The following is a 25,512-nucleotide window of genomic DNA, read 5'->3' on the forward strand; positions in this document are numbered from 1 at the left end:
ATTATAGATTGCCACGATTTTGCGATTTTTTACAAAGTCGCAAAATCTCGCAATGACAGCAAACGACAAAACGACAAAAAAGTAGAATCGTAGTGGATTGCCACGAATCGCTAGCGCGATTCTCGCAATGACGAAAAAAATGGCAAAAAAAAGTCGCAAAATCTTGGCAACGACGAAAATCTATTGTCATTTTTAGCGCAGATTCTTTGATTTTGTGCAATAAAAAAGGCTAGATTCCATTTATCAAACAGAATCTAGCCATATTTTAGAAGAGCGTATAAAGCCCTCTTAAAATCTTACGCCACAGCTACGCCGTATTACGCACTAGCTCCGCCGTGTAGGCTTAGATGAGGCATTATGTAGTCTATCCAAGGGATTCCCACAAGCAAGTAAATCACCATATAAATCGCCGCGAAGATTCCCCCAAGTAGGAAAAATGTCGGTCCTTTGATATAGTGGCTACCAAACCACAGCGGGCTACACCCTGTGCCATAAGGCGTGATAATCCCCATAAAGCCCATAGGCAAGATAAGCAACAATAGCGTCTTATTGACATCTAGCCCGGGTATTGACTGCACGAGCGTTACAAAGATGAGCATTACAGCGGTTACATACGCAGTCCCAGAGGCGAAGAAATAGCGCAACCAAGAAAATGCCAAAATCAGCGCGATAATCGCTACGATAGGCTCTACGCCATCAAACTTCCCATCAAAAAGATTTGCTAGCCACGCGATAAAGCCCACATTATTGAGCCCGCCAGCCATAGCCACAAGCGTAGCAAACCACACGAGCGTATTCCACGCGGGCTTATTGCCTAAGAAATCCTGCCAGCTGATACATTTTGCCGCTACCATTAGCACTATCATTAGGAGCGCGGTGGTAGTGGCGTTTAGATTATAGAGCGCGGATTTTGGGAAAAAGCTCCCGCCTACCCACAGCACAAGCCCGATAAGCGCGATAATAATCATAAAGATTTGCGGGCGAGTGATTTTGCCAAGCGCGTCATATTTTTGCTTCGCCCAATCCACCACTTCCTTGCTTCCTTTGACTTCAGGCGGGTAAATCACATAAGCCAAAATCGGCGTGATAATCCACAAAATAATCCCCACAGGCAAAAATGCTAAAAACCAGCTCACCCAATCCACGACCGCGCCACCGCCTTTTTCGATTTGCGTTAGTGCTAGCGGGTTTGGAGCTTGCCCTGTCAAAAATATCGAGCTAGACACACAAGTCGTAGCAAGCCCTGTCCAAATAAGATACGCGCCGATTTTGCGCGAGTTTTTATCAGGGTGAGAATCAAACATAGGCGCGATGCTTGAAACCACAGGATACACCGAGCCACCGCTTCTAGCTGCGTTGCTAGGGATAAATGGAGCGAGGATTAAATCCACAAGCGCAATCGCATAGCCTAGCCCTAGTGTGCTTCGCCCGAGCTTGCTTACGATATAGAGTGCTAGCCTCTCGCCAAGCCCTGTCTTAGTGAATCCTAGCCCAATCGTAAATGCCGCAAAGATAAGCCACACAACCGCGTTAGAAAATCCGCTGATTCCCTAATTTAGCGCGTCTGCGGCTTTGATTTTGGCATCTAATTCGCCAGAGCCTTTAGGTCCTAGTCGTAGCACCACCGCTATGACGATAGCAATCACGCCGATAAACGCAGGCGGAATGGGCTCTAAAATAAGCCCTAAAATTAGCCCCATAAATACGGAGAAATAAATCCACGCATTATGAGTGCAACCCTCAGGGGCATCTACGCCCCAAAACTTTGGCAAAATAAACACGATAAGCCCAAACACCACAGGTGCAAAGAGCTTCGCAAAAAACGCCACTTTGTCCTTTTCCATAAAGAACCTCCTTATTTTCATCTCCAAAATTTGCATTTGATACGCTAGATTCGCCTTAGTATTTTGGCTAGGCATATAGCGGTTACAAAATGCGTAAAAATTGTATGATAGTTTTTGCAAATAATGATTTGTATTTGATAGATTCTTTAATATTTTTTTGCGAAATTTTTGCGCTTTTTGATTTTTTGGCAATTTTGTAACTTTTAGGGTAAATTTTTCTTAAACTTTTTTTGTAGTGATTTTTGTTTTTTGTTGATTTGGTGTTGATTTTGTGCTGATTGTTGGGTAGTGTGGGGTGGTTAGATTTTGGGATTTTAGGTGTTTTTTGGCAAAATCATTGAAAATCACTATTTTTTGGATTTTGCAAGAGCTTTGCAAGGGTTTTTATAAGAGGTTTTGCAAGGATTTTGTAAAAGAGTCGCAAGGGTTTTGCAAGGGTTTTGTAAGATTTTATAAAAATTAGCATTGTTTAGCAAAAGTGATTTACGCGCTAATGTTTAAGATTTGCTATGCTTTGCAAATGCTTAGAGGATTGCTAGCAATCTAGCAAATCTAGCGCAAAATCTATGATAAAAAGGAAGCAAAAATGGCGACACGAAAAGAGCACGATTTTATCGGGGAGTTGGAGATTGATAATAGCGTATATTATGGGGTGCAGACTTTTAGGGCGGTTGAGAATTTTAACATTTCGCACGATAAGTTGGGGAATTTCCCCCGCTTCGTGCGTAATCTCGCACGGGTGAAAAAGGCTGCAGCGCTTGCAAACTATGAGCTAGGATTGCTAGATGAGAAAATCAAAAACGCAATCACAAAGGCGTGCGATGAAGTCATCGCGGGGAAATATTACGACCAATTTGTCGTGGATATGTTTCAAGGCGGGGCAGGCACAAGCACCAATATGAACGCAAATGAAGTCATCGCTAATATCGGCTTAGAGATTTTGGGGCACAAAAAGGGCGAGTATCAATACCTCCACCCAAATGACCATGTCAATCTAAGCCAAAGCACCAATGACGCCTATCCTACGGCGTTGCGTATGGCATTGCACGATTATTTGAGCGATTTGGCAAAGGCTATGGAGCATTTAAAATCTGCCTACGAAAAAAAGGCAAAAGAGTTTGCAAATGTCCTAAAAATGGGGCGCACACAGCTCCAAGACGCCGTGCCTATGACTTTGGGGAGAGAGTTTCAAACCTTTGCGGTTATGATGGGCGAAGACATACAGCGCGTGCTAGAGGCGCGCAAACTCGTGCTTGAAATCAATATGGGAGGCACAGCAATCGGCACAGGGATAAACTCTCACCCCGACTACCCAAAAGTCGTGGAGAAAAAGCTCCGCGAAGTAAGCGGACACGATTATATCGTGGCTAGCGATTTGATAGAGGCTACCCAAGACACAGGCGCGTATGTCCAAATCAGTGGCGTGCTAAAGCGCGTGAGCGCGAAACTCTCCAAAGTCTGCAATGACTTACGCTTGCTTAGCAGTGGTCCAAAATGCGGACTAAATGAAATCAACCTCCCAAAAATGCAGCCCGGAAGCTCGATAATGCCGGGCAAAGTCAATCCCGTAATCCCCGAAGTGGTGAATCAAGTGTGCTTTTTTGTCATCGGCTCTGATGTTACGGTTACCTTTGCTAGCGAGGGCGGACAGCTCCAGCTCAATGTCTTTGAGCCTGTGATTGCGTATAGTCTTTTTAATAGTATCGTAATGCTCGAAAAAGCGATGAAAACGCTCGCGGATAAGTGCATTGACGGAATCACGGCTAATGAGCAAGTGTGTAATGACTTCGTGTATAACTCTATCGGTATCGTTACCGCGCTAAACCCATACATCGGCTATGAAAACTCCGCTTCTATCGCAAAAGAAGTACTAAACACAGGCAAACGCGTGTATGATTTGGCATTAGAGCGCGGACTGCTAAGCAAAGAGGAGCTAGATAATATCCTCACGCCAGAGAATATGCTAAATCCGCATTTAACCCGCGATGAGCTAACCAAACAAAAATAACTACGCAAATAAATGGTGGCAAGCGAGAATGTAGGCAAGCGAGGGTTTTTCAAGCAAATGATTATTAGTAATTGCGTGTCGGCATAAGCATTTTTTGCAAACAAGCGTTTGTAAGTGAGTGTAAGTGAGCGTTTGCAAGCGTTGATTACACCTTTTTGTTTTTGATAAATCGCTCAATCTACATAATCGCTTTTTGCTTTGTGCCAAAAATGCACAAATAAAAAAACGCATAAAAAAGCAATAAAACTTCAAAAAACCCCTAAAACAACACAGGCGAAGTGTCTTTGCTAGCTTCATTTAGCACAAAAATTAGCCCCTCCGTGCTAATCCCTAGCACAAGGGCGAAATTAAACCGCTCTATTTTTAGCATTTTTGGTAGCTCATTTGATGAGTCATAGCATATCGCTTCTAGCTTTTCTTTGCTATGATTTTCATCATTTTGGCTACTATCATTTAGAGCATTTTCACAAAGATAAAATCCCACTTTTGAATGCTCCCCATACTCATCATTTTCATCGCTACTTTCTTTCAGCGGAGTAAAGATTTTCATCTCTTTTTCGCCTAAGATTCTAGGGACAAAAAACGCCAACTCGCCAAATTTAGCATTTTCTTTGAGATATGTCGCATAGCGCAAAAATATCTCTACGCTATGGGTTGGGATAGCGACTTTGTTGCTTTTGCCAAGAGGGAGGATTTTTGCCTCTGGGGATAGTGCTATGGGCAGTAGCTTTTCTAATGGCGCAAAATCGCGCAACTCAAACGCTATCTCATCACCCTCCCTTAGACACAGCTCCACCACTGCTCCAAGCTCTGGGAGAAATACCGCAGGTAAGGGTATCTGATACGCACTCACTTTGTGATAAAACTTGCTTTCAAAGATTTGATGAGGGGTGATAATATCAAGCGGGGAGTGTTTGGGGTTTATGCAGGTGGTGTATTCTTCGATACTCAAATCCGCTATGCCTTGCAATGAAGTGATGATTTTGCGGGGATTTTGCTTGACTATGCCATCAAGTAGCTCTTGGATAGGAAGTCTTGCTTGTGGGGTTAGATTATTATCTTTGTTTGTCGCATAGCTATTGTATCTGTTTGTATCGCTTGCAAAATTGCTTAGACAATCATCAAAAAATAGGATTTCTTTTTCGCGGATTATTTCTTTTGCAATGCTGTATTGAATCTCGCTAAGCAAGATAATCTCTATCTTTTTGCCGACAAGCAAATATCGCACTAATCGAATAAGAGAATGCTCGATATTATCGACTTTTATCCACGCTACTTCGACATTTCGCATTTGTGCTTGGCTATCAAACACCACACCAAATGCCCCCTTTTCTAATGCCAAATCAATCTCATCTCTATCTAGCGCAAAAAACAGCACGCCCCTTTTGACATCTTCGACTTTGGTGGCAAACCCCTCAAAAGAGCCTATTGAAGGCTCATTGATGAGTTGCCCGCAAATGATTTCACTCGCTTCAGATACTCTCACTAGCTTACCTTACTTCCATTTTTGCGTTTTTTGTCGATGCCTAGCAAAGACAGACCATTTTCATCTTTGCTAGCAAGTATCATTCCATAGCTTAGCTCGCCCATAAGTTTGGCTGGTTTTAGGTTTGCCACCACGCAGACTTGCCTGCCGATAAGCTCTTGTGCATCATAAAACTGCGCGATACCTGATAGCACCACTCTAGGGCTAGACTCTCCCAAATCTATATTTAATCGCAAAAGTTTGCTAGATTTTGGCACGGGCGTGCAGGACAAAATCTCGCCTATTTTGATTTCTACTTTGGCAAAATCATCTATATTGATTTGATTTTGCAAATCTTGCAAGGTGGCTATGCCATCTATTTTTTGTTTTGCGATTTTTTGTTCTGTGATTTTTTGCTCTGCTAGATTTTGTGTATTGTTCGCATTTTGCGCAGTATTTTGCGTATTTGCAGAATCATTTGCGCTAGATTGCGCGCTAGATTTTGTGTTTGATTTTGTTGCGTAGTTTTCATCGATTAGAGGTTTTTCTATTTTGCTAAAAAGCGGTGGCACTTTTTGCACGCACAAATCCCTAAACGCCACATTTTCTTTCACAAATGCCCTAAAATTATTAGGCGAAATCTCCACGCTAAACGCGCTTGCTATGCTTTGCATAGTCTTTGGCATTATAGGATAAAGCGCAAACGCAACTTTTAATAACAAGTTAGCAAGCAATGCCAAAAGCCCATCTAATGCGTTTTTATCGCCGTTTTTGTGTAGATTCCACGGCTCATATTTCGCCACACTTGCATTAGCAAGGTGCAACACACGCCAAATATCCTCAATATAGCCTTTGATATTCATCGCTTCCATTTTGGATTCTAGCTCGGCAAAGATGGCGTTTGCTTCCTGCCATTCGCTTTTGTATAGCGACTCAAAATCCTGTGATTTTATACGCAAATTTGTGTATTTATCCGCGATTCCTATTAAGCGATTTAGCAAATTGCCTAAATCATTGCTAAGCTCGGTGTTTATCCGCTCAACCAATGCTTTTTGGCTAAAATCCCCATCTTGCCCAAATGGTGCTTCTCGTAGCAAGTAAAATCGCAAATTTTCAATCCCATAAGCGTTGGCAAATTCGCTAGGATTTATGACATTTCCAAGCGATTTGCTCATCTTTGCCCCATCTCGTAGCCACCACCCGTGCGCATAGATATGAGAGGGCAGGGGTAGCCCCAAACTCATCAAAAACGCAGGCCAATACACCGCGTGAAATCGCAAAATATCCTTGCCAACGATATGTGTGGCGTCTTGCCAATATTCTTGCTTAGGCGTATTAGATGTTGCGCTAGATTCTAGCGTTTTAGATTTTGGCACAAAATCTTGCTGATAAAATCCAAGCGCGCTAATGTAGTTAAACAGCGCGTCAAGCCACACATACGCTATGTGTTGTTTTTTTGGTGTGGTGAGATTGCTAGAATCTAGCCCATTTGGCACGGCGATATTTGGTAGTTTGATTCCCCATTCAAAGCTAGTGCGCGAAATGGATAAATCTTTTAGTCCGCCCTCTACAAATGCTATGACTTCATTGCGTTTGTGAGTGGGCAAAATCGCGCCTTTTTGATACCATTCTAATAGCCGTTTTTCATAGCGAGATAGCGCGAAAAAATAGCTCTCTTCTTTGATTTTGGTTAGCGGTTTATCGCCCGGACACTCTGGGCATTTGCCATTTTCTACCCCCGTGTAGTAGCTCTCACAACTTACACAATAATCCCCCTCATACTCCCCCAAATACACATCTTTGCTAGCACACATCGCTTCAAATACCTTTGCTACGGCGTGTTTATGGTTTTCATCAGTGGTGCGTATGAAATAATCATACCCAATATCTAGCCTATCCCACAAATTACGGAATTTAGAGCTTATCTCATCGGCGTATTGTTTTGGTGTTTTGTGTTTTGTTTTTGCCGATTGCTCGATTTTTTGCCCGTGCTCATCTGTGCCTGTCAGCAAGAAAACATCTTGCCCATTTAGCCATTTGTATTTTTTTAGCATATCAGCGATGATGGTGGAGTAGGTATGCCCGATATGTGGGACATCATTTACATAGTAGATAGGTGTAGTGATGAGAGATTTTTTGTTTGACACTTTTGCCCTTTGACAATGTTTAGTTTTATTGTGTTTTATAAGCAAAGCGCATTTAGCGTATGCAGAAGCCCAAAAACAATCGCATATTATAATGATAAATTACTAAAAATTGCCTAAATATATAAAGAATACACCAAAATACTCTACGATGTGAGATCAAAATTTGGAATTTTTAACTTGGGATTTGGCAGATTATAATCCATTTCCAAATCTATAAAATCATACAAAAGGCAAACATATTTTACGCAAAAGGTAGCACAAATTGATGCAACAATTCAAAAGAGAATATTTGCATCAAAATGATTATGTAGAATTTTACGAAAATAGCGATATGCTTGAATTACAACTCAAAAATATGACTTTAAAGTTTTTTGAGAAAAATAAAGATAAATTTTTAAATATTTCAATGACGGAGGCAAGATACTACAAAAACTTAGTAAAACCTCACAAAGTCTGATTTTAACGATAATGATTTAGGAAAAATGCTTACAAAAAGTTGCTATTGTAGGACAGATGGTAAAGTGTGGTTAGATTTTTATACATAGCTATTTTTCGCAACAAATATGCGTTGAGCGATATTTTTATCCAAAATGGCACGAAAATGGCACGATAAAACAGAGCCACAAAGATGAGCTAGATAGGGTATTTTGGCAATCAGTAGTATTTTACAAAAATATAAACTAAAAACAAAAACACAACTCTAAGTTAAGAGATTTTGAAAATATAAAAAGTTAGGTGCTAAAAGCGAAAACAATGTAATTGGATAATTAAACATTAACAAAATATGGTAGAGTTTTTTGCTTAGATTTAATGATTTGCTATAAAACACTTAAAACATAAATTGTGTAAAATAGCACTTCTTAACTAAATTTAGGAGAAAAGTATATGAAAGTTAGATTAAAAAATGTCGGTATGCTTGATGAAGCCGAATTTGAAGTTGGTGATTTGACTATTATTTGTGGAGAAAATAATACGGGTAAAACTTATGCGACTTATAGTTTGTATGGGTATTTAGATTTTATAAATGGCAATAATTCTCGCTTTGCCATACTTGGAATTATAGAACATATTATAAAGCAATTTGGTAGTCTCGTTGATTTTAGGGATGAATATACAATAAAAATCACAATAAATAATATGCAAACCATTATTGGTAGTCTGTTTGATACTATAATATCCACATACAATAATAACTTAGAAGAGATTTTAGCAGGAAATATCGAAGACTTTAAGAATAGTATTTTTAAAATCGATACAAAAGATATGATATTAGATATTTTGAAAAATATTAAAGATGGAGTTAATAAACAAGTAATTATAGATTTTTTTGGATATTCTTCGGAATTTACATTAAGTAACATTATAGATGAATACTTTGAATTTAACTACGAAAAAGGAAAAAATCATTTCCTTGAAAAAATGCAACAAGACTTGGAGTTTAGAAAGCAGAGATTTATTTTTGTATTATTCTCATACATAACTTTTAGTATGTATCCAAGAGCCTTTATATTGAGTGCTGAACGGACAGGTGCATCAATGTTCCAAAAAGAACTCGATGTAAATAAAAATGAAATCGTGGATAGAATCTCAAAAGTTAATACAAAGAATATGCAAGAAATTGTCGCAGATGTTTTTAATAACAGATATTCAAGATACCCAAAACCCGTAAAGGATAATATTTATTTTATCCGCGAACTTGATATGGCAAGCAAAAAAATTAGTTTTATAAAAAGCGCAGAATCTTTGCCTTTGCATAAGGAAATTGTGGAGATTCTCTATAAAATTGTAGGTGGAAAGTATGTTGTTAGTGAAACAAGCATAGAATTTGCACCGGGAGCAAAGCAAAGGATTACAAAGGGTAAATTTGCCATACAACGCGCCTCTAGCTCCGTTCGCTCTCTTTTAATGCTTAATTATTATGTTCTCAATGTTGCGCAAAAGGGAGATATTTTGATGATAGATGAGCCAGAGCTAAATCTTCACCCAAGCAATCAAATTTTAATGGGCAGACTTATCGCATTGCTTGTAAATGCGGGGATTAAAGTATTTATTACTACCCATAGTGATTATATAGTGCGCGAATTAAGTAATTGCATAATGTTAAATAATCTCTCTTGCGAACAAATAAATAAATTACACAAAAAAGGCTATACCAAAGAACACAAATTAGAATCAAGCAAAGTAAAAGCATATATTGCTGACAAGGTTCGTGGGAAAAATACTTTAAAACCAATAAAAGTAGATTCTAAACAAGGTATATTTATGGATACTTTTGATGAGCCTATAAATTCACAAAATGAAAATCAAAGTTTAATTTTTGAAGAGATTATAAAGGCTAAAAATGACAAATAAAACTCTAAAAGATTTTCGCAATGCCATTCATAAAAATTTAAAAGTTGAGCCACAAAATAAAAAGAGCAGTTGTTTTATCATTAAGGAAGATAAAAAAGAAAGCCTCATAAAACAAATTCATTTTACCTTTAAAAACCAAGATGATATTTTAATCATCAAGCAAGATAAAACTGAAAACTTAAATAAAAACTACACTATTGAAAATTTATTTGAAAAGAATTCACCAAATACAAATTGTTGTTGTGATTTTATATTATTTTTGAAATCAAAAAATAATGAATTAGAAATTTATTGCTGTGAAATAAAGTCGCGTTATTGTGAAAAATATCTTAATGAAGCACTTCATCAAACCAAATCATCAAAATTATTTGTTTCGTATCTTTTGGAATATTATTCTTATCTTTACAATACCAAATTAGAGCCTACAAACTTTTATCGATTCTATATTTATCCACAAATTAACATTGCAAACAAGTTGTCAGCATACAAAAAAGGCGATAAAGTAATATATTCAAAGCCAATTAAGATTGATGGGTCAGGGTGTGCAAAAATCACAAATGGATACGATTTTTTCAATTTTTAATAAACTAACTATTATTAAAATAGCACAAGTTTTAAAGCCTCAATATTTGATGTAAATATTTGCCAAAACATAACCCCTCGCGCTTTTTTGTGGCTTTGATGTTTGTTTGCAATGATTTTATAGCGCGTTGTTGGCGATTTGCTTTGCCTCATTTATGGCATTTTGGATTTTGGATTTTATCGCGGCAGAATCTATTTTAGAATCTAGGCTAGAATCCGCGCTAGATTTTGTAGCGTTTGTGCCATTTGTTTTTGCGCTATCATTTTTTACACCCTCTATTTTAACCCCTGCTTGGGCGAAGTTTTCGCCGCCCCCGCCATTTCCGCCCAGACTCTGCGCCACGCTCTTTACCCACTCGCCCGCTTTGATTTTGGCATTTTTCACACCCGCGACTATGTGGATTCTCCCCTCATCGATGCCAAAAAGCATTACCGCCACGCCATTTGCTCCATACTGATTTTTGGCGTTATCCACCGCTTCTTTGATCTCGCCTACACTCGCGCCCTCCACGCTTTGCACGATGAGTGTTACGCCATTTATTTGCTTAGCTTGCAAGTTTTTGGGGCTTAGATTCCCACTTGCACCGCCCTTTGACGCCCCGCCCTTTTTTGCCATTTTCGCGCTAGATTTGAGCTTGGCGATAGCTTCTATTATGTTATTGCTTTTTAGCTCTAATCTTGCTTGTTTGCCCTCATTTAGCGCGGTTTTGGCGTATTCATAGCCCGCACGCCCGCATACCGCTTCGATTCTGCGCACTCCGCTTGAGACGCCACTCTCTTTTGTGATATAAAAACTGCCGATTTGTGCGGTGTTTGGCGTGTGGATTCCCCCGCATAGCTCGATAGATTCCCCAAAAGTGATTACGCGCACTTCCTCGCCATACTTCTCGCCAAAGAGCGCGCACGCACCCTTTGCTTTTGCTTGGGCGATTGGCATTATCTCGCACTTTTGGGAGTCGCCCTGCCAAATCCGCGCATTGACAAAGTCTTGGATTTGCTCGATTTGCTCGTTTGTGAGGGCGTTTGGGTGGGAGAAGTCAAAGCGCAAACGCGTAGATTCCACGAGGCTTCCTGCTTGGGCGATATGAGAGCCCAAAATCTCTCTTAACGCAAGGTGGAGCAAATGTGTCGCGCTGTGGTGCTTGGCGATTTCTGCACGCGCATTAGAATCCACATTCGCACAAATCGTCCCTCCCGCGTTGAGCTCGCGTTTGACTTGCACTTGGCTAAGATTTAATCCAAAGAATTTTTTGGTGTCAATCACTTCCGCGAGAATCTCGCCCCGCCCACCACTTTCTTTAGAATCTAAACGGGAAGCCCCCTCCATTGCGAAGTTGCCACCCTTTTGTGCCCCCTCCCTTGCGGAGGGGGTTTGGGGGTGGGTTTTAGAAATATCAAAATCTTTATTGCTAGAAGATTTTACCCTCCCCCCTAGCCCCCCTCCGCAAGGGAGGGGGGAAATAATCACGCCTTTATCGCCTATGGGACCTCCAGATTCTGGATAAAACGGCGTCTTATCTAGCATTACCCAGCCATTCTCACCACTTTTTAGGCAATCCACGCGCTTAAAGCTAGAATCAAGCAACGCTAAGATTTTGCCCTCCGCGCTCACGCGCTCATAGCCCACAAATTCATTTTCCCCAAACTCGCTTAAAAGCGCGTTAAAATCGCCATTTTTCACTTCATCGCCACTGCCCCTCCAGCTCGCTTTGGAGCGCGATTTTTGCTCGTTCATACATTTATCAAACGCCACCAAATCCACTTCGATTCCGCTTTCACGGAGCATATCTTGGGTTAAATCTAATGGGAATCCGTAAGTGTCATACAATTTAAACGCCACACCACCATTAAAGATTTTCGCGCTAGAATTTGCATTATCAGATTCTGATTTTTTGGCACTTTTTGCGGATTGTTCAAGTTTGCCTAATTCCGCTGAAAACAGCTCCATTCCCGCTTCGATTGTCTCAAAAAACCGCGCTTCTTCATTTTTGCACTGCTCCATTATCGCGCTTTTGCGCTCTAAGAGATAGCCATAATGCGCGCCCATACTCTCGCACACTTCGCCCACCACTTCGTATAAAAAGGGCTTTTTAAGCCCGAGTAAGTAGCCGTGTCGCACCGCTCGGCGCAAGATTCTGCGAAGCACATAGCCTCGCCCCTCTTTGTCGAAATTCACCCCTTGCGCCAAAAGAAACGCCACACTTCTAGCGTGGTCAGCGATAACCCGAAAAGACGCTTGAGCTTTTAGCGATAAATCATCACCCCCGTGAGAATCCAGCACCTCATCATCGTGCAGATAGCTTAGCCCCGTGAGATTTTCGATGCACTTCATTAAGGGGGCGAAAAGCGAGGTATCGTAGTTGTTGATTTTGCCTTCTTTCAAAGCATAGACGCGCTCTAGCCCCATTCCTGTGTCGATACTTGGGCGTGGCAGTGGGGTGCGAATGCCGTCTTTTTGCTCATATTGCATAAAGACAAGATTCCAAATCTCTAAAAATCTATCGCCCTCCCCGCCGAAATAATCCTCGCTTCCGTTGAAATACCGCTCCCCTTGGTCGATGTAGATTTCACTGCAAGGTCCGCAAGGTCCGCTATCGCCCATTTGCCAAAAGTTGTCTTTATCGCCCATTTTTTTAATGCGACTAGGCGCGATATGCTCCTGCCATAGCTCATAAGCCTCATCATCGCTCTCGTGCACCGTTACATACAGCAGGCTTTTATCAAATTGTAGCACCTCCGTTACAAATTCCCACGCGAAGCTAATCGCCTCGCGCTTGAAATAATCCCCAAAGCTAAAGTTGCCAAGCATTTCAAAAAGCGTGTGGTGGCGGGCGGTGTAGCCGACATTTTCTAAGTCATTATGCTTGCCACCTGCACGGATACATAGCTGTGAGCTAGTCGCACGCGGAGGCGTGGGTGTGGGGATTTTGCCCGTGAAAATGTCCTTAAACTGCACCATTCCTGCGTTTGTGAAAAGCAAACTGCTATCATCAGGCACTAAAGGCATAGAATCATAGACTTTATGCCCGCTAGATTCTGTGCCGTTTTGCGCTTGCGTGCTAGATTTTGCGCTTGCGCGTGTCGTGTCGCTAGATTTCGCGCTGTTTGTGTCTAGCGCACTTTGCGTGCTAGACTTGCTTAGTTTGCCTTGCTTGCTCGCAAAAAACTCCAAAAACAACGCCCGAATGTCCATATTATTAGTTGTGTCATTTATGCTATTTTGCATTAAAAACCTCGTTCAAAAATTACCCTAAATAATCAATAATCGTTCCATTATCCCTAAAATACGCATTTTGCTATGCAAAATCTACAAATATCAATCAAAATTTTCACAAAATCTATAAAAAAACGCTAAAAAATACCAAAAAAACAATCAAAAACACACAAAGACAAAATCAAAAAATCTTAATGCAAACTACACGCAGACTACCCCAAAAATCGCACTAAAAAATCATTCCCCACCTTTGTGATTTGTAGCACCACAAGGCTAGCTAGCCCAGCGACTAGCCCCGCTAAGGCGTCATCGCCTACTACGCCTAGCCCGCCTTTTGCTTCTTTGTCGATTTTGCCAATGAGTGAGGGCTTGCATATATCAAACACGCGAAAAAGCACAAACGCGCTTGCCACGCTAAGAATGCTAATCTCACTAAAACAAGCGATTGAAAGGGCTATCCACACGCCCACCACTTCATCGATGACTATCCAGCCTTCATCGTGGCAAAATCCCTCTTTGTGCTCATTTTGTGCCTCATAAAGATTTACTTGCTTTATGGCTAGCAACCCCACAAAAATGGCTAGCAAAAAAAGCGTCTGTGAGGAAAAATACAAAATCGGCAAACCAAAAGCTACCCCTGCTATGCTACCCATAGTCCCGCTAGCTTTTTTGCATTTGCCCACCCAAAAAACGCTTAAAAACGCGATTTGAGCAAGATTTGTGGTGTTTGATTTTGCTATTTGGCTTGTGTTTTTTTGCGTGGATTTGTTGGGCTCATTAGCAAAATCCTTACTAGAATCCACCCCAAAATCCTCCATAAAATCTGCGTTATGTTTTTGGCTAGAATCTAGCTTAAAATCCTCCACAAAATCCGCACTATTTGCATTTGTCTTATCCGCAAAATCCTTGCTAGATTTTGATTTTTTGGCATTATTTTGATGATTTGTATTCATTATGTTTTTTGTAGATTTTACATAGCTTATGGATTTCTAAATCCATCTTTTAGTCGTTTTTTGCCTAGCTCTACGGCGGGCTGGTCATAAGTATTTATGCCTAAAGCAGTGCCCACCGCTGAAGTAAGTAGCTCAAAATACGCTATCAAAGCCCCCACACTAGCTTCGCTTAGCTCATTTAGCATTATAGAATCTAGCGGTATCTCTCTATCCTCTAGCCCATCTAGCGTCTCAAAAGTCGCCACCCTCTGCCTATCTAGCAATTCGCTAAAATCTATGCCATTGACAAAATCGCTAGATTCTATGGAACGTAGGCTAAGTCTTGGGATTTTGGGCGGATTTTTGATAAGATTTTGGCTTTTTAGCGCGTTTGTTGATAGGGACAAAAAAGTTACGCTTTTATCAGCTCTGCCTTCAATGATTAACTGCAAAAATGAATGCTGGTCAATACTGCCTATAAGCCCCACAGGACTTAGCCCCACAGCTTTGCCCTGCGCATCTATCTTGCCTAAGCTCTCCCCCCAAAGCTGCACAAACCACGCGTTAAACTCTTTAAAAATGCTTGAATACGAAAAAAGTGTAGTGATAGGATATGTCTCATAATGTTTGGCAAAAAAGCTAGCCTTTGTCAAAATATGCTCCTCTTTGCGCGCAAAAAACCCCTCCATAAACTCCCTAGCACCGCGCAAAATCTCGCTAGCATTAAACCCTAGCAATGCCAAAGGCGTAAGCCCTACCGCGCTAAGCACGGAAAATCTACCCCCCACGCTTGGATTTATACTAAGGCATTCTACCCCCTCTTTGCTCGCAAACTCTTGCAATGCCGAACCCTCATCAGTGATACAAAGCAAATGCTCTTTGTTTTGGCAAGAATCTAGCAAACCAAACCTAGCAATGACATATTTTAGCAAGCTAGCAGTCTCAATCGTGCTACCTGATTTGGAAATAGCCATAAATAGCGTGGAATCTAGCGAAATATTTGCTAGGGCGTGAGGGATAATAAGCGCGTCTGTATGCTCTAAAAATATGATTTTAGGTGGATTTTTGCGTGAAATTTCAAAATCTTGCGTGCTATCTTTGCCTTTTCCCACATAGCGCAATAAATGATAAATCGCCTTTGTCCCAAGTGAGCTCCCACCTATGCCAATTAGAATGATATTTTCTACGCTTTTTAGTAGCTCTTTTTTGCGCTTGCAAAATCTAGCTATGTCCTCACACGCCTTGTTTTCAAAGGGTAGTGCATAATACCCACTTACGCCTTTTTCTCTCTCATTTAAGATTTTGGCAAAAATCTCATTATTTGTCTTTGTATCTGCGTGCTTTTCATAAAAATTATTCAAAAAAGCTAACATTTTGATTTCCTAGTTTTTATTTTGTAGCGTTTATTAGGCATTATAAAATCTAATGCTCCAAAGCCCACAAAGCCATATCTACAAGCCTTCTTGAATACCCCATTTCATTATCATACCACGCAAGCACTTTGATAGATTTGCCAATGGCTAGTGTTTTGTCTGGCACGATGATTGCGCTATAAGGTGAGCCGATAAAATCGCTTGATACGCATTTGTCCTCATCGACAAAAATGATTCCTTTCATACTAGAATCTTGCGCCTGTCTAAATGCCTCATTTATCGCCTCTACGCTTGCTTCTACGCATAGATTTGCACTCAAATCCACAAGGCTTACATCAGGGGTTGGCACGCGCACGGCAAATCCATTAAACTTGCCTTGCAACTGCGGGATAACAAGCCCCACAGCTTTTGCAGCACCCGAACTTGTGGGGATAATATTTAGCGCGCAAGCTCTAGCGCGGCGAATGTCTTTGTGCTTGACATCTAGCACATTTTGGTCATTTGTGTAGCTATGCACGGTCGTCATAAGGGCTGATTGTATGCCAAAATTTTCGTGCAAGATTTTAGCGATGGGGGCTAGGGCATTGGTCGTGCAAGAGGCATTTGAGATGACTTGCTCGCCTTTATAGTCATTATGATTTACGCCATAGACAAAGGTTGGGGCATTATCGGCTGGGGCGGAGATGATTACGCGCTTTATGTTGTCTTTTAAATGCACGCTAGATTTTTCTAATGAGTTAAATTTACCCGTGCACTCAATCACGCCCTCCGCGCCAAAAGCTGAAAAATCCACATTTTTTGGGTCTCTATCGCTTAGGATTTTTACCTTTTTTGATTTGCCGATGGCTAAATGCGTCTCATCGACTTTGCTAGCCTCATAGCCCCTATGCACAGAATCGTATTTTAGCAAGTGCAAAAGCGTGTCAATATCTGCGGTGGTATTTAGCGCGACTAGCTCTATATCATCTCGTTGCCCGATGATTCTAGCGGCACAAAGCCCGATTCTACCTGTGCCATTTATGGCGATTTTTTTCATAATCGATTCTCCTTAAATATTGTGATGACTAGCCCATTATTTTGACAATAAAAACTGCGCAAAATACAAGACTAAAGGCGGCAAATAATGCTAAAACTAATCCTATCATTTCATTTTCTCCAATTTGTTAAGCTCTTTATTGTATTCATATCCACACCATAAAATCGCAGATATAAAAAACAACATACACACACTAATGATAATCGCCTCCCAAAAAGTAAGTTCCTTATGATGAGTGAAAGCATATCCACCTGCTCCAAACAATGCAGTCATAAAGCCTAATATTAGACTTCTTAGCATATCAAGCTTTGACTTGGCGCGGTCTTTTTTGCTCATATACAACTCCGTATTGATTATATTGTGAAAATACCAAATACTATTTTACTATTTGTTTTTCTGCGCTTTTTGCTTATTTGATTGCTTAGATTTTGCTTCCTCTAGTCGCTGTTCTTCTAGTTTTTCCTCTTGTGCTTTTAGCTTTTCTTGCTCTAGCTCTTCTTGATAATCGTGCAAATATCGCTCCTTGCCCTTAAACTCAATAATCGTGCAATGAGGATACACTTCGATTTGATGATAGATATTGCTTACGCGTTTTAGCAGTCTCCCTGCGCTCTCTGGGATACAGTGTGGATTTTCGGCTAGCTTTTGGTGGTCTTCATTATCAGGCGTTACAAACACTTGAGATTCTGGCACATCGCCCCACCCATAGTGCTTCATCGCCATTCTCACCCAATACTTACTATCGGTAATATCCACAAGCCGTTTCATTATGCGGTTGTCTTTGGAGGAATTTTCTACCACAGGGGAAGCAGTAACCCACCCCTTTATGCGATAGAGGTAGTTTTGGTAATCCGCGGCTTTTTTTGGCACAGAATTTACCAAATCATCTAAAAGTAGCGTAAAACGAAAATCTAAATATTTATTTTGGGCTGCAAGTGCGTTGCCATAAGAGTTGGCAAAGACAATAAGCGACCAAGAAAAAAAGCCAGCCACCACAGCAGATAGCACAAAAAACGCCCTTTGAGGTGCGCTTCTTGTGATTAGATTTTCGCTATTTGCCTGCGCGATTTCCTCTTTTTTGTGCGCCCAGCCTCTCCACGCACTCACTACATACACGCTAATAGTCGCGCTAAATACGCCTATGCCGATAAACGCACGCGGACGAGTAAGCGGCTCTACAAGCACCAAATAAGTCCCATAAGAAAACACAATCCCAATAGCAAGTATAGCAAGGGCTAGCAGGGTTGAGATAGCTTTATTTACCCGTGCTTGATATATGCTAGATAGCACAAAAAATCCCAAAATCCAAAAAAAGCAGATTTTTATCCCACTCCACCCAAAATCATTCCACAAATATCCCACATACATTATGACATTTTTGACAAACCCGCTTGGAATCTCGGCTAAATGATACATCTCTGTGCTTGCTTGGTCATGGGCAAAAGGGTGCATAATAAATAGCTTAAACACGCCTAAGGCAAGCAAGTAACAACACATTGACACGCATACAAAAATCAGTGTTTTTTTGATTCCTGCGTTGGTTTGGTTTAGCATCAAAAATGCAAAAAATGACACCAAAATCACCTCAATCCCGCTACTTGCTTGATAAGTCATACACATACCAAGTGAGCAAAGAAAGCTCACAGGAATATAGGCTTTGATATGGTGGATAAATACAAATGGTATCACGCTAAAAAGCACGGATAACGCCATATACGGCGAATCAAAGCGGAAAGATAGCTCCTCTAAAAAATACGGCGAAAGCCCGATAGGCACAGAAGCGATAATCCCCATAACGGTTAGTCGCTTTTTGTTTGGAATCTCGCTAGATTCCCACAATCTATCCTCATTTTTCCATATAATCTCACGCACGCTCCACACAAGGATTACCGAAGCAAAGCTAAGAAATGCGATGGCTACAAGCTGTGTAAGGGGGGCAATATCGCTAAGCGTGGTGCTCATGTGCATAGGGGTAGAGAGAAACCAGCTAATATAGCGCGAAAAATTATCCCATTCTTTATAGCCGATAGCTGCGCGCCCCAAATCATCGATATAATACACATCAGCGCGGATAAGACTCAAAATCCCTAAAAGATAAATAGAAAAGGCGATTAAAAAATATTTCCAAAATCCCTGCGTCTGAAAAAGGGCTAGGCTAGCGGTGCGAAACTCACTAAAGATTTCAGCAAAGAGGCTAAATGGTGGTTTTGGGAGGAGCGATAGAGACTTGGTAGAATCTTTGGTATTTTTAGAGTTCATTTGTATCCTTTTTGTTTTTGATTTTTGTAAGGCTTTAAAAAAGCGCACTTTTAGAGCTACTAGATTTTGGGGTAGAATCTAGCTTAGGTTTTTCATTGCCATCTGTCAAATCCGCATTATTTTCGTGGCTATTTTCCAAATGTCGATGCTCTAGTATGAAATGCGGGCGAGATTTTACCTGCTCATAGATTCTAGCGATGTATTCGCCTATGACGCCTAGTATGATAAGCTCAATCCCGCCGATAAAGCTAATGATAACAATAAGGCTAGGGTAGCCAGCTACGGCATTGCCATAGATAATCGTATCGATGATGCGATATATCCCAAACACCACCGCAAACGCAGAGATGATAAACCCAAATACAAATGCTAAGCGCAATGGCATCGTGCTAAAGCTTACGATTCCCTCCACTGCGTATTTAAATAGTTTCCAAAAACTCCAGCTAGAGGATTCTTTGATATGTGGGATATATTCATATTCTAGTTTTTCGCGCTTATATCCCACCCACGCAAACATTGCTTTGCAAAAGCGATGATATTCATTCATTTGCAAAAGTGAGGCGATGACTTCTTTGTCCATTAGGCGAAAATCCCTCACGCCAGATTCGATTTTGACTTCGCTGATGAAATTTGAGACTTTGTAAAATAGCTCGCTTAAAAAAGCGCGGATTTTGGACTCTCCTGCACGCGTGGTGCGACAGGCGTAGATGACTTTTGTCTCTCGCTTTGATTCTAGCCAGATGCGCACCATATCGCTAATTAGTCTTGGTGGGTCTTGCAAATCCGCATCAAGCAAAATCACGCCCTGCCCACGCGCTTTTTGAAGCCCTGCTAGTATGGCGGCTTCTTTGCCAAAATTGCGCGAAAAAGAGTGGATATGGATTTGCCGTTTTTGGCTTATGTCTGTTTTTGTGAATTCTTGGGATTTGATATTATCTAGCACTTGGAGGGTTTTATCCCTGCTCCCGTCATTTACAAAAATAATCTCATAGGGCAAAAATGTTTTTTCATCTGCGTTACCAAAATCCGCCCCATCAAAATCTGTTTTGGTAGAATCCGTAGCAAAATCTGCAAAATCTGCAAAATCCGCCTTAGCAAAATCCCCGCTTAAAAGCGTGAGATTTTGCTCTAATAACGGGACAATTCCATTCATCACTTTTGTGATTTCTGCCATAAAAGGTGGCAGGGAGATTTCTTCATTGTAGCAGGGGACGACTATGGATAGCCCCACGATTTTATTTTGTTTATTTTGGCTACTTGGGCTAGCATTTTGCAAGCCGTGTTTGGCGGGTATTTGTTTAGTGGAGGGTTGTTTGGTAGGGGTTTTTAAAGTATTTGATACATTGGTATTCATAGCAAACTCACATATATTTAAAATCGCTTACAAAGCGTAAAATCCTAAAATTGTAATCCGTAGAAATAAACTAATATTAAATCTTTAATTTAGCTTTTGTAAAATCTCATCGATGATTTTTTGCGCGCCGTTTTCTTTTGCTAGGGCTATGAGGGTTAAAGATATGGATTTTAGCTTTTGATTATTTTTTGCAAAAAAATCAATATGCGTTAAAATCTGCCCTCTCATAGATTCTAGCTTTTGGGGGCTTTTTTCGCCTTTGTCATCTAAGACTACAAATCCTAGCTCTTTTGAAGTGAAAAATCCTGCATTATGGACTTGATGATTGCCTGCGGCATAGGGGTATGGGATATATATCATTGGCAATCCTAATGCCGCATTTTCCCACACAGAGCTAGCCCCAGCCCTGCCTATGCAAATATCAGCCCTGCTTAGTTTGGAAATAATATCTTTGCTAAATCCAAAAAGCTCTACGGCATTTTTGCTAGAATCATTGGCTCTAAATTGCTCTTCTAAATGATAATTTATGCCTAATTTTTTGTAGTATTCTTGCGTGGATTTTAGCTCGTTTTGCCCGCATTGGTGGATAATGCTAAATCCCCTTTCCAAAAGTGTTTTTGATAATTGTAGGGCTAGGGCGTTTATCGTGCGTGCGCCTTGAGAACCACCGATAAAAGCGATGGTTTTGACTTCATCTCGTATGCGTGCGTTTGCCCTCGCTTGGGATTTGGTGGGGTATGCTATGGGATTTTCTCCAAACGCACTAAACACACGCTTTGCAAATGGTGATAAAAGTGAATTTAGTCTGCCTTTTATGGCGTTTTGCTCGTGGATAAAAAGAGGCTTGCCAAAGAGTATCGCGCCAAAGCTAGCAGGCGCAGCACTAAAGCCACCTACGCTGATTACGGCTTTTATGTCGTGTTTTTTGAAAATGTGATAAATGGTTTTTAGGGTTTTTAGGTGAGAAAAAAGGGATAGGATTTTGCCTACTCCGCGCTTATCTACCACCCCTGAAGTTTGCAAAAAATAAGTCGCTATAAATAGGGGGTTTTGTTGTCTTGCTTCATTGTGAGATTCTGTGATATTTTTTGCATTGCCACGCGGATTTTGCAAATTTGCTTGCAATGATGATTTGGCGTTAGAATCTAGGCTAGATTTTGGGACAGATTCTAATGTGGATTTTACCCTCCCCCTAGCCCCCTCCGCAAGGGAGGGGGAATCTATTTCGTCATTGCGAGAATTTGCGACTTTGTCAAAAGTTGCAAATTCGTGGCAATCTATTGTTTTGTCAATTATTTTTTTGTCATATTGAGGGCTTAAGCCCGAAATATCTCTATTTTTAAGCTGCGATTGAGATACTTCGGTCGCTTGCGCTCCCTCAGTATGACAAATTGTTGTTTGTGGATTTTGCTCGCACAACTGCGACAACTTTCGCTCTGCTAAATCGCTACTTCGTAGCTGTGGGCTTGTGCCACGCGGATTTTGAAAATCCGTTCGCAATGACGGATTATCGCTAGATTTTACCCTCCCCCCTAGCCCCCCTCCGCAAGGGAGGGGGGATTTTGGATTGCCACGCTCGCTATCGCTCGCTCGCAATGATGATTCTGCCATACTAGAATCTTTTTCACTAAAATCTACAATTCTAGTATTTGCGGTATTGCTTTGGTAAATCCTCTCGTCCTGCGAATGAGGCGTATTAGACATACGCCGCAGTGAAGCAGGGTGAGAGGATTTACCAAATTGATTACCCAAAGACGAATTGCCATTGCTATCAAAACTGCCAAACCATTGCCTATCTTGCCCATTAACCGACCCCACATACACCACCTCTACCCCCCTCTTGCTTAGCTCCTCGCCAAGTGCCAATGCAATGGCTAAATGCCCCCCCGTGCCTCCACCTGTGATAAGCAATGCCAAATCTTATACCTCACGCCAGCATTATGCGTATTTACGCGCCTTCTTTTACGCGCCTTGTCGCATAAAGGATTTTAGGCTTTCTTTGAAGCCAAAGTCTGGATATTCTATCATTGATAGGGCGATTTGCCCTGCGGTTTTATTTGCCGTGTTAAACACAAGCGGTGCTAGAAAATTTACCATAGAATCCTCTACATTGCGCTGAAGCACGACAATGCAATACACTTCCACGCTAGAATCATTTTTGATTTCTAGCAGGCTTTCTATGTATTTGGGGATTATAAAGCTGTATTCGCGCAGGGCATAGGGATTGACAAGCATCATTTCTATGTTGTGGGCGATTTGGTTTGTGCCATATTCATTGGTGGCGATGTTTTGGTTTGTAGCGATGATTTTAGAGAAATACTCATCGATTTTGACAAGCTCGACACTTGTGATGTATTCAAATCCTAAAATAGGGGCTTTTATAGCATAACGCATAGATTCTCCTTTTGTGATTTTGCTTTTGTGGTTTTGTGGGGATTTTGTGATTTTGGTGGATTTTATGGTTTTGCATTTAGCAAGCGATAAAGCAAACTTTGTGCCTAAATCTGCATTAAAATCGTGTCAATAAAAATCTACCAAACTATGCTATAATCAGGGCTTTTTTGATTTTGCCTTGCAAATTTGCATCTCACAAAGTCTAAAAACCCAAATATGCAAAATCTAATAAGCCTAAAAGGAAATTTGTGCTAAAAAAAGCATTTCTAACCAATAGTAGCGGAATCCTATGTTCTCGCATTTTTGGATTTTTGCGGGATTTGAGTATGGCAAATATTTTGGGAGCGGGGATTTATAGTGATATATTTTTTGTGGCTTTTAAGTTTCCAAATCTTTTTCGCAGAATCTTTGGGGAGGGGGCTTTCACGCAGAGTTTTTTGCCAAATTTTATCGCTTCTAGCAAAAAGGGCGCATTTAGCGTGCTAACACTTGGCATTTTTAGCGGGATTTTGATTGTTTTTAGTCTTTTTGTTGTGGCATTTAGCGGGGGTGTTACGCGGATTTTGGCACTTGGATTTGATGATTCTCTCATAGAGATTGCAAAACCTATTGTGGCGATACATTTTTGGTATTTGCTATTAGTATTTTGGGTAACATTTTTTAGCGCGCTTTTGCAGTATAAAGGGCATTTTTGGGTAAGCGCGTATAACACGGCGTTGTTAAATATCGCAATGATTGTGGCGTTGTTTGTCGCAAGAGGCAAAGATGAGCTAGAAATCGTGTATTTTGTAAGCTATGGAGTGATAATAGGGGGGGTGGCACAAGTGGTGTTGCATTTTTATCCGCTGTGGAGTCTTGGGTTTTGCAGGGTGTTTGTGTGTGGGGTGTTGGAGCTAAAAAAAGCTTTTTTTAACGGGGGCAATTCGTCTTTGGGTTCTTTTGGTAATTGCAATTTGTCTGCGGGTAGTCATTGCATAGATTTTGCAGATTTTGAGAGTTCGCAGGCAAGAGAGCCTAGCTCACTCCCAAAATCTGCAAAAAACTCCACAAGCACCACCTCACCAACTTCGATTGATAGAAAAAATGGCGAGGATTATTTATCGCAAGATTCTAGTAAAAATGCGGATTTTAGCGCAAATAGCGATAGTTCGTCATTGAAAGCGGAGCGAAGCAAAAATACTAGAATTGTGGGGGAAAATGGTGGCGAGGATTCTAGCGATTGCGTCATTGCGAGCGAGCAGAGCGAGCGTGGCAATCCACTTTTTAACAATAACAAAATAGATTGCCACGCAAATGCGGACGCATTTGCTCGCAATTACGAAATAGATTCCACCTCACAAAACTATCAAAATGTGGCGGAGGGGGCTAGGGGGTGGGTAAAATCCACATTAGAATCTAGCCCAAAATCTAGCCTAGATTCTAACACAGAATCGTCATTGCGAGCGAGCGATAGCGAGCGTGGCACAAGCCCACAGCTACAAAGTAGCGATTTAGCAGAGCGCGAGTGGTCGCAGTTGCGCAAGCAAAATCCACAAACAACAATTTGTCATACTGAGGGAGCGCAAGCGACCGAAGTATCTCAATCACAGCTTAAAAATAGAGATATTTCGGGCTTAAGCCCTCAATATGACAAGAGAATCATTGACAAAACAATAGATTGCCACGCAAAATCTAGCGATTCTGCTTTCAATACCAATGAAACAAGTTTCGCAGAATCCACAAACAACAAAACAAAACAACAATCCCTAGCCATCAAAATCAAATCCGAGTTAAAAGCCTTTTTTACGCAATTTTTTCCCGCAATGCTAGGCAGCTCCACAGCCCAAATCGCCTCTTTTATCGACACGATTTTAGCCTCTTTTCTTGCAAGTGGCTCTATCTCTTATCTTTACTATGCAAACCGCATTTTTCAGCTCCCCCTTGCTATCTTTGCCATAGCGATTTCTACCGCGCTTTTTCCTATGGTGGCAAAATCTATCAAAGCAGGGCAGGAAGCAAACGCCCTAAAATCGATGAAAAAATCATTTTGGTTTTTGTGCTTTATGCTTATTGCGTGCGCGGTTGGCGGGGCAATGCTAGATAAGCATATCATTTGGCTACTTTATGAGCACGGCAAATTTAGCAGGGCTGATACGATGGAGTGCGCGCTGGTGTTTGCAGGCTATATGGTGGGGCTTGTGCCTTTTGGGCTAGCACGGATTTTTTCGCTATATTTGTATGCGACTATGAGGCAGGCACTTGCGGCAAAGATTTCCGCGATTTCACTTGGGGTGGGCGTAGGATTTTCGCTTATTTTTATGCAGTTTTGGGGGGCGTTTGGGCTTGCATTGGCTGGTAGTTTGAGTGGATTTGTGCTTTTTTGGCTTACGATAAAAGCCTTTGGGTTTGCTAAGTTTTGGGGTATAATTGCAGATTCTAAACTTAGCGTGTTTTTGGTAGCGTTTATCGGGCTTGAAGTGGCATTTTTGTGGATATTTATATCATTTGTGCAGATTCCATAATGCCAAATTAGTTTTTTAGTTTATTTTTTGTAAGGAAGCAACTACGATGCA

17 protein-coding genes and 4 pseudogenes are annotated in these 25,512 nt (G+C 41.1%); 6 read left to right on the forward strand and 15 right to left on the reverse strand.

Annotation, left to right across the window (positions count from 1 at the left end):
* Position 1: 1 nt before the first annotated feature.
* Both ACWIUO_RS09650 and ACWIUO_RS09655 read right to left on the reverse strand, forming a co-directional pair.
* Entirely contained in the window at positions 2-220 is a 219-nt protein-coding gene (locus tag ACWIUO_RS09650; protein WP_454177694.1) for a hypothetical protein, read from the reverse strand.
* Between the two features lie 97 nt (positions 221-317).
* Positions 318-1,919: pseudogene (locus ACWIUO_RS09655) on the reverse strand (DASS family sodium-coupled anion symporter).
* Positions 1,920-2,430: 511 nt separating this feature from the next.
* Here ACWIUO_RS09655 and aspA point away from each other — a divergent pair.
* Positions 2,431-3,852: an aspartate ammonia-lyase gene (gene aspA / locus ACWIUO_RS09660; RefSeq protein ID WP_454177695.1), complete on the forward strand. Its 1,422-nt coding sequence runs from the start codon at positions 2,431-2,433 to the stop codon at positions 3,850-3,852.
* A gap of 259 nt (positions 3,853-4,111) precedes the next feature.
* Here aspA and ACWIUO_RS09665 read toward each other — a convergent pair whose 3' ends face one another.
* Together ACWIUO_RS09665 and metG are read right to left on the reverse strand one after the other, a co-directional pair.
* Complete coding sequence (locus tag ACWIUO_RS09665) at positions 4,112-5,338, reverse strand: hypothetical protein (RefSeq protein ID WP_454177696.1); 1,227 nt, start codon at positions 5,336-5,338, stop codon at positions 4,112-4,114.
* Positions 5,338-7,509: a methionine--tRNA ligase gene (gene metG, locus ACWIUO_RS09670; RefSeq protein WP_454177697.1), complete on the reverse strand. Its 2,172-nt coding sequence runs from the start codon at positions 7,507-7,509 to the stop codon at positions 5,338-5,340. Before metG ends, ACWIUO_RS09665 begins: the two co-directional genes overlap by 1 nt.
* Positions 7,510-7,729: 220 nt before the next feature.
* Here metG and ACWIUO_RS09675 point away from each other — a divergent pair, with 220 nt between their 5' ends.
* The 3 genes from ACWIUO_RS09675 (at position 7,730) to ACWIUO_RS09685 (ending at position 10,399) form a co-directional block, all read left to right on the forward strand.
* Positions 7,730-7,921 (forward strand): hypothetical protein, encoded by a 192-nt coding sequence (locus tag ACWIUO_RS09675; protein ID WP_454177698.1) that lies wholly within the window; start codon positions 7,730-7,732, stop codon positions 7,919-7,921.
* A 428-nt stretch (positions 7,922-8,349) separates the two neighbouring features.
* Positions 8,350-9,816 (forward strand): AAA family ATPase, encoded by a 1,467-nt coding sequence (locus ACWIUO_RS09680; protein WP_454177699.1) that lies wholly within the window; start codon positions 8,350-8,352, stop codon positions 9,814-9,816.
* The gene (locus tag ACWIUO_RS09685; RefSeq protein ID WP_454177700.1) at positions 9,806-10,399 is read left to right on the forward strand and encodes a hypothetical protein; all 594 of its coding nucleotides are present in this window, start codon (positions 9,806-9,808) and stop codon (positions 10,397-10,399) included. Before ACWIUO_RS09680 ends, ACWIUO_RS09685 begins: the two co-directional genes overlap by 11 nt.
* A 117-nt stretch (positions 10,400-10,516) precedes the next feature.
* Here ACWIUO_RS09685 and ACWIUO_RS09690 read toward each other — a convergent pair whose 3' ends face one another.
* The 11 genes and pseudogenes from ACWIUO_RS09690 to fliW form a co-directional block, all read right to left on the reverse strand.
* Positions 10,517-11,725, reverse strand: coding sequence for a DHHA1 domain-containing protein (locus tag ACWIUO_RS09690; protein WP_454177717.1), 1,209 nt, complete (start codon positions 11,723-11,725; stop codon positions 10,517-10,519).
* Positions 11,726-11,854: 129 nt separating this feature from the next.
* Positions 11,855-13,405, reverse strand: a pseudogene (alaS, locus tag ACWIUO_RS09695) (alanine--tRNA ligase); the annotation flags it as partial.
* Positions 13,406-13,824: 419 nt separating this feature from the next.
* Positions 13,825-14,319, reverse strand: coding sequence for a phosphatidylglycerophosphatase A family protein (locus tag ACWIUO_RS09700; protein WP_454177718.1), 495 nt, complete (start codon positions 14,317-14,319; stop codon positions 13,825-13,827).
* Between the two features lie 272 nt (positions 14,320-14,591).
* The gene (locus ACWIUO_RS09705; protein WP_454177701.1) at positions 14,592-15,917 is read right to left on the reverse strand and encodes a glucose-6-phosphate isomerase; all 1,326 of its coding nucleotides are present in this window, start codon (positions 15,915-15,917) and stop codon (positions 14,592-14,594) included.
* A gap of 49 nt (positions 15,918-15,966) precedes the next feature.
* Positions 15,967-16,953: a type I glyceraldehyde-3-phosphate dehydrogenase gene (gene gap / locus ACWIUO_RS09710; RefSeq protein ID WP_454177702.1), complete on the reverse strand. Its 987-nt coding sequence runs from the start codon at positions 16,951-16,953 to the stop codon at positions 15,967-15,969.
* Between the two features lie 105 nt (positions 16,954-17,058).
* Positions 17,059-17,289: a hypothetical protein gene (locus ACWIUO_RS09715; protein WP_454177703.1), complete on the reverse strand. Its 231-nt coding sequence runs from the start codon at positions 17,287-17,289 to the stop codon at positions 17,059-17,061.
* Between the two features lie 48 nt (positions 17,290-17,337).
* Positions 17,338-19,212: a glucosyltransferase domain-containing protein gene (locus ACWIUO_RS09720; protein ID WP_454177704.1), complete on the reverse strand. Its 1,875-nt coding sequence runs from the start codon at positions 19,210-19,212 to the stop codon at positions 17,338-17,340.
* A 34-nt stretch (positions 19,213-19,246) separates the two neighbouring features.
* Positions 19,247-20,566: a glycosyltransferase family 2 protein gene (locus ACWIUO_RS09725; protein WP_454177705.1), complete on the reverse strand. Its 1,320-nt coding sequence runs from the start codon at positions 20,564-20,566 to the stop codon at positions 19,247-19,249.
* An 84-nt stretch (positions 20,567-20,650) separates the two neighbouring features.
* Positions 20,651-22,270, reverse strand: coding sequence for a UDP-N-acetylglucosamine--N-acetylmuramyl-(pentapeptide) pyrophosphoryl-undecaprenol N-acetylglucosamine transferase (locus ACWIUO_RS09730; RefSeq protein ID WP_454177719.1), 1,620 nt, complete (start codon positions 22,268-22,270; stop codon positions 20,651-20,653).
* A gap of 66 nt (positions 22,271-22,336) precedes the next feature.
* Positions 22,337-22,483, reverse strand: a pseudogene (locus ACWIUO_RS09735) (glycosyltransferase); the annotation flags it as partial.
* A gap of 45 nt (positions 22,484-22,528) precedes the next feature.
* A complete protein-coding gene (gene fliW, locus ACWIUO_RS09740) occupies positions 22,529-22,960 on the reverse strand; it encodes a flagellar assembly protein FliW (RefSeq protein ID WP_454177706.1) in 432 nt (143 codons plus the stop codon).
* Between the two features lie 248 nt (positions 22,961-23,208).
* Here fliW and ACWIUO_RS09745 point away from each other — a divergent pair.
* Positions 23,209-23,859 (forward strand): annotated as a pseudogene (locus ACWIUO_RS09745) (lipid II flippase MurJ); the annotation flags it as partial.
* Positions 23,845-25,461 (forward strand): lipid II flippase MurJ, encoded by a 1,617-nt coding sequence (locus ACWIUO_RS09750; RefSeq protein WP_454177720.1) that lies wholly within the window; start codon positions 23,845-23,847, stop codon positions 25,459-25,461. The pseudogene ACWIUO_RS09745 and the gene ACWIUO_RS09750, both read left to right, overlap by 15 nt.
* Positions 25,462-25,512: the final 51 nt, after the last annotated feature.

This window comes from Helicobacter sp. T3_23-1056, assembly GCF_053654535.1.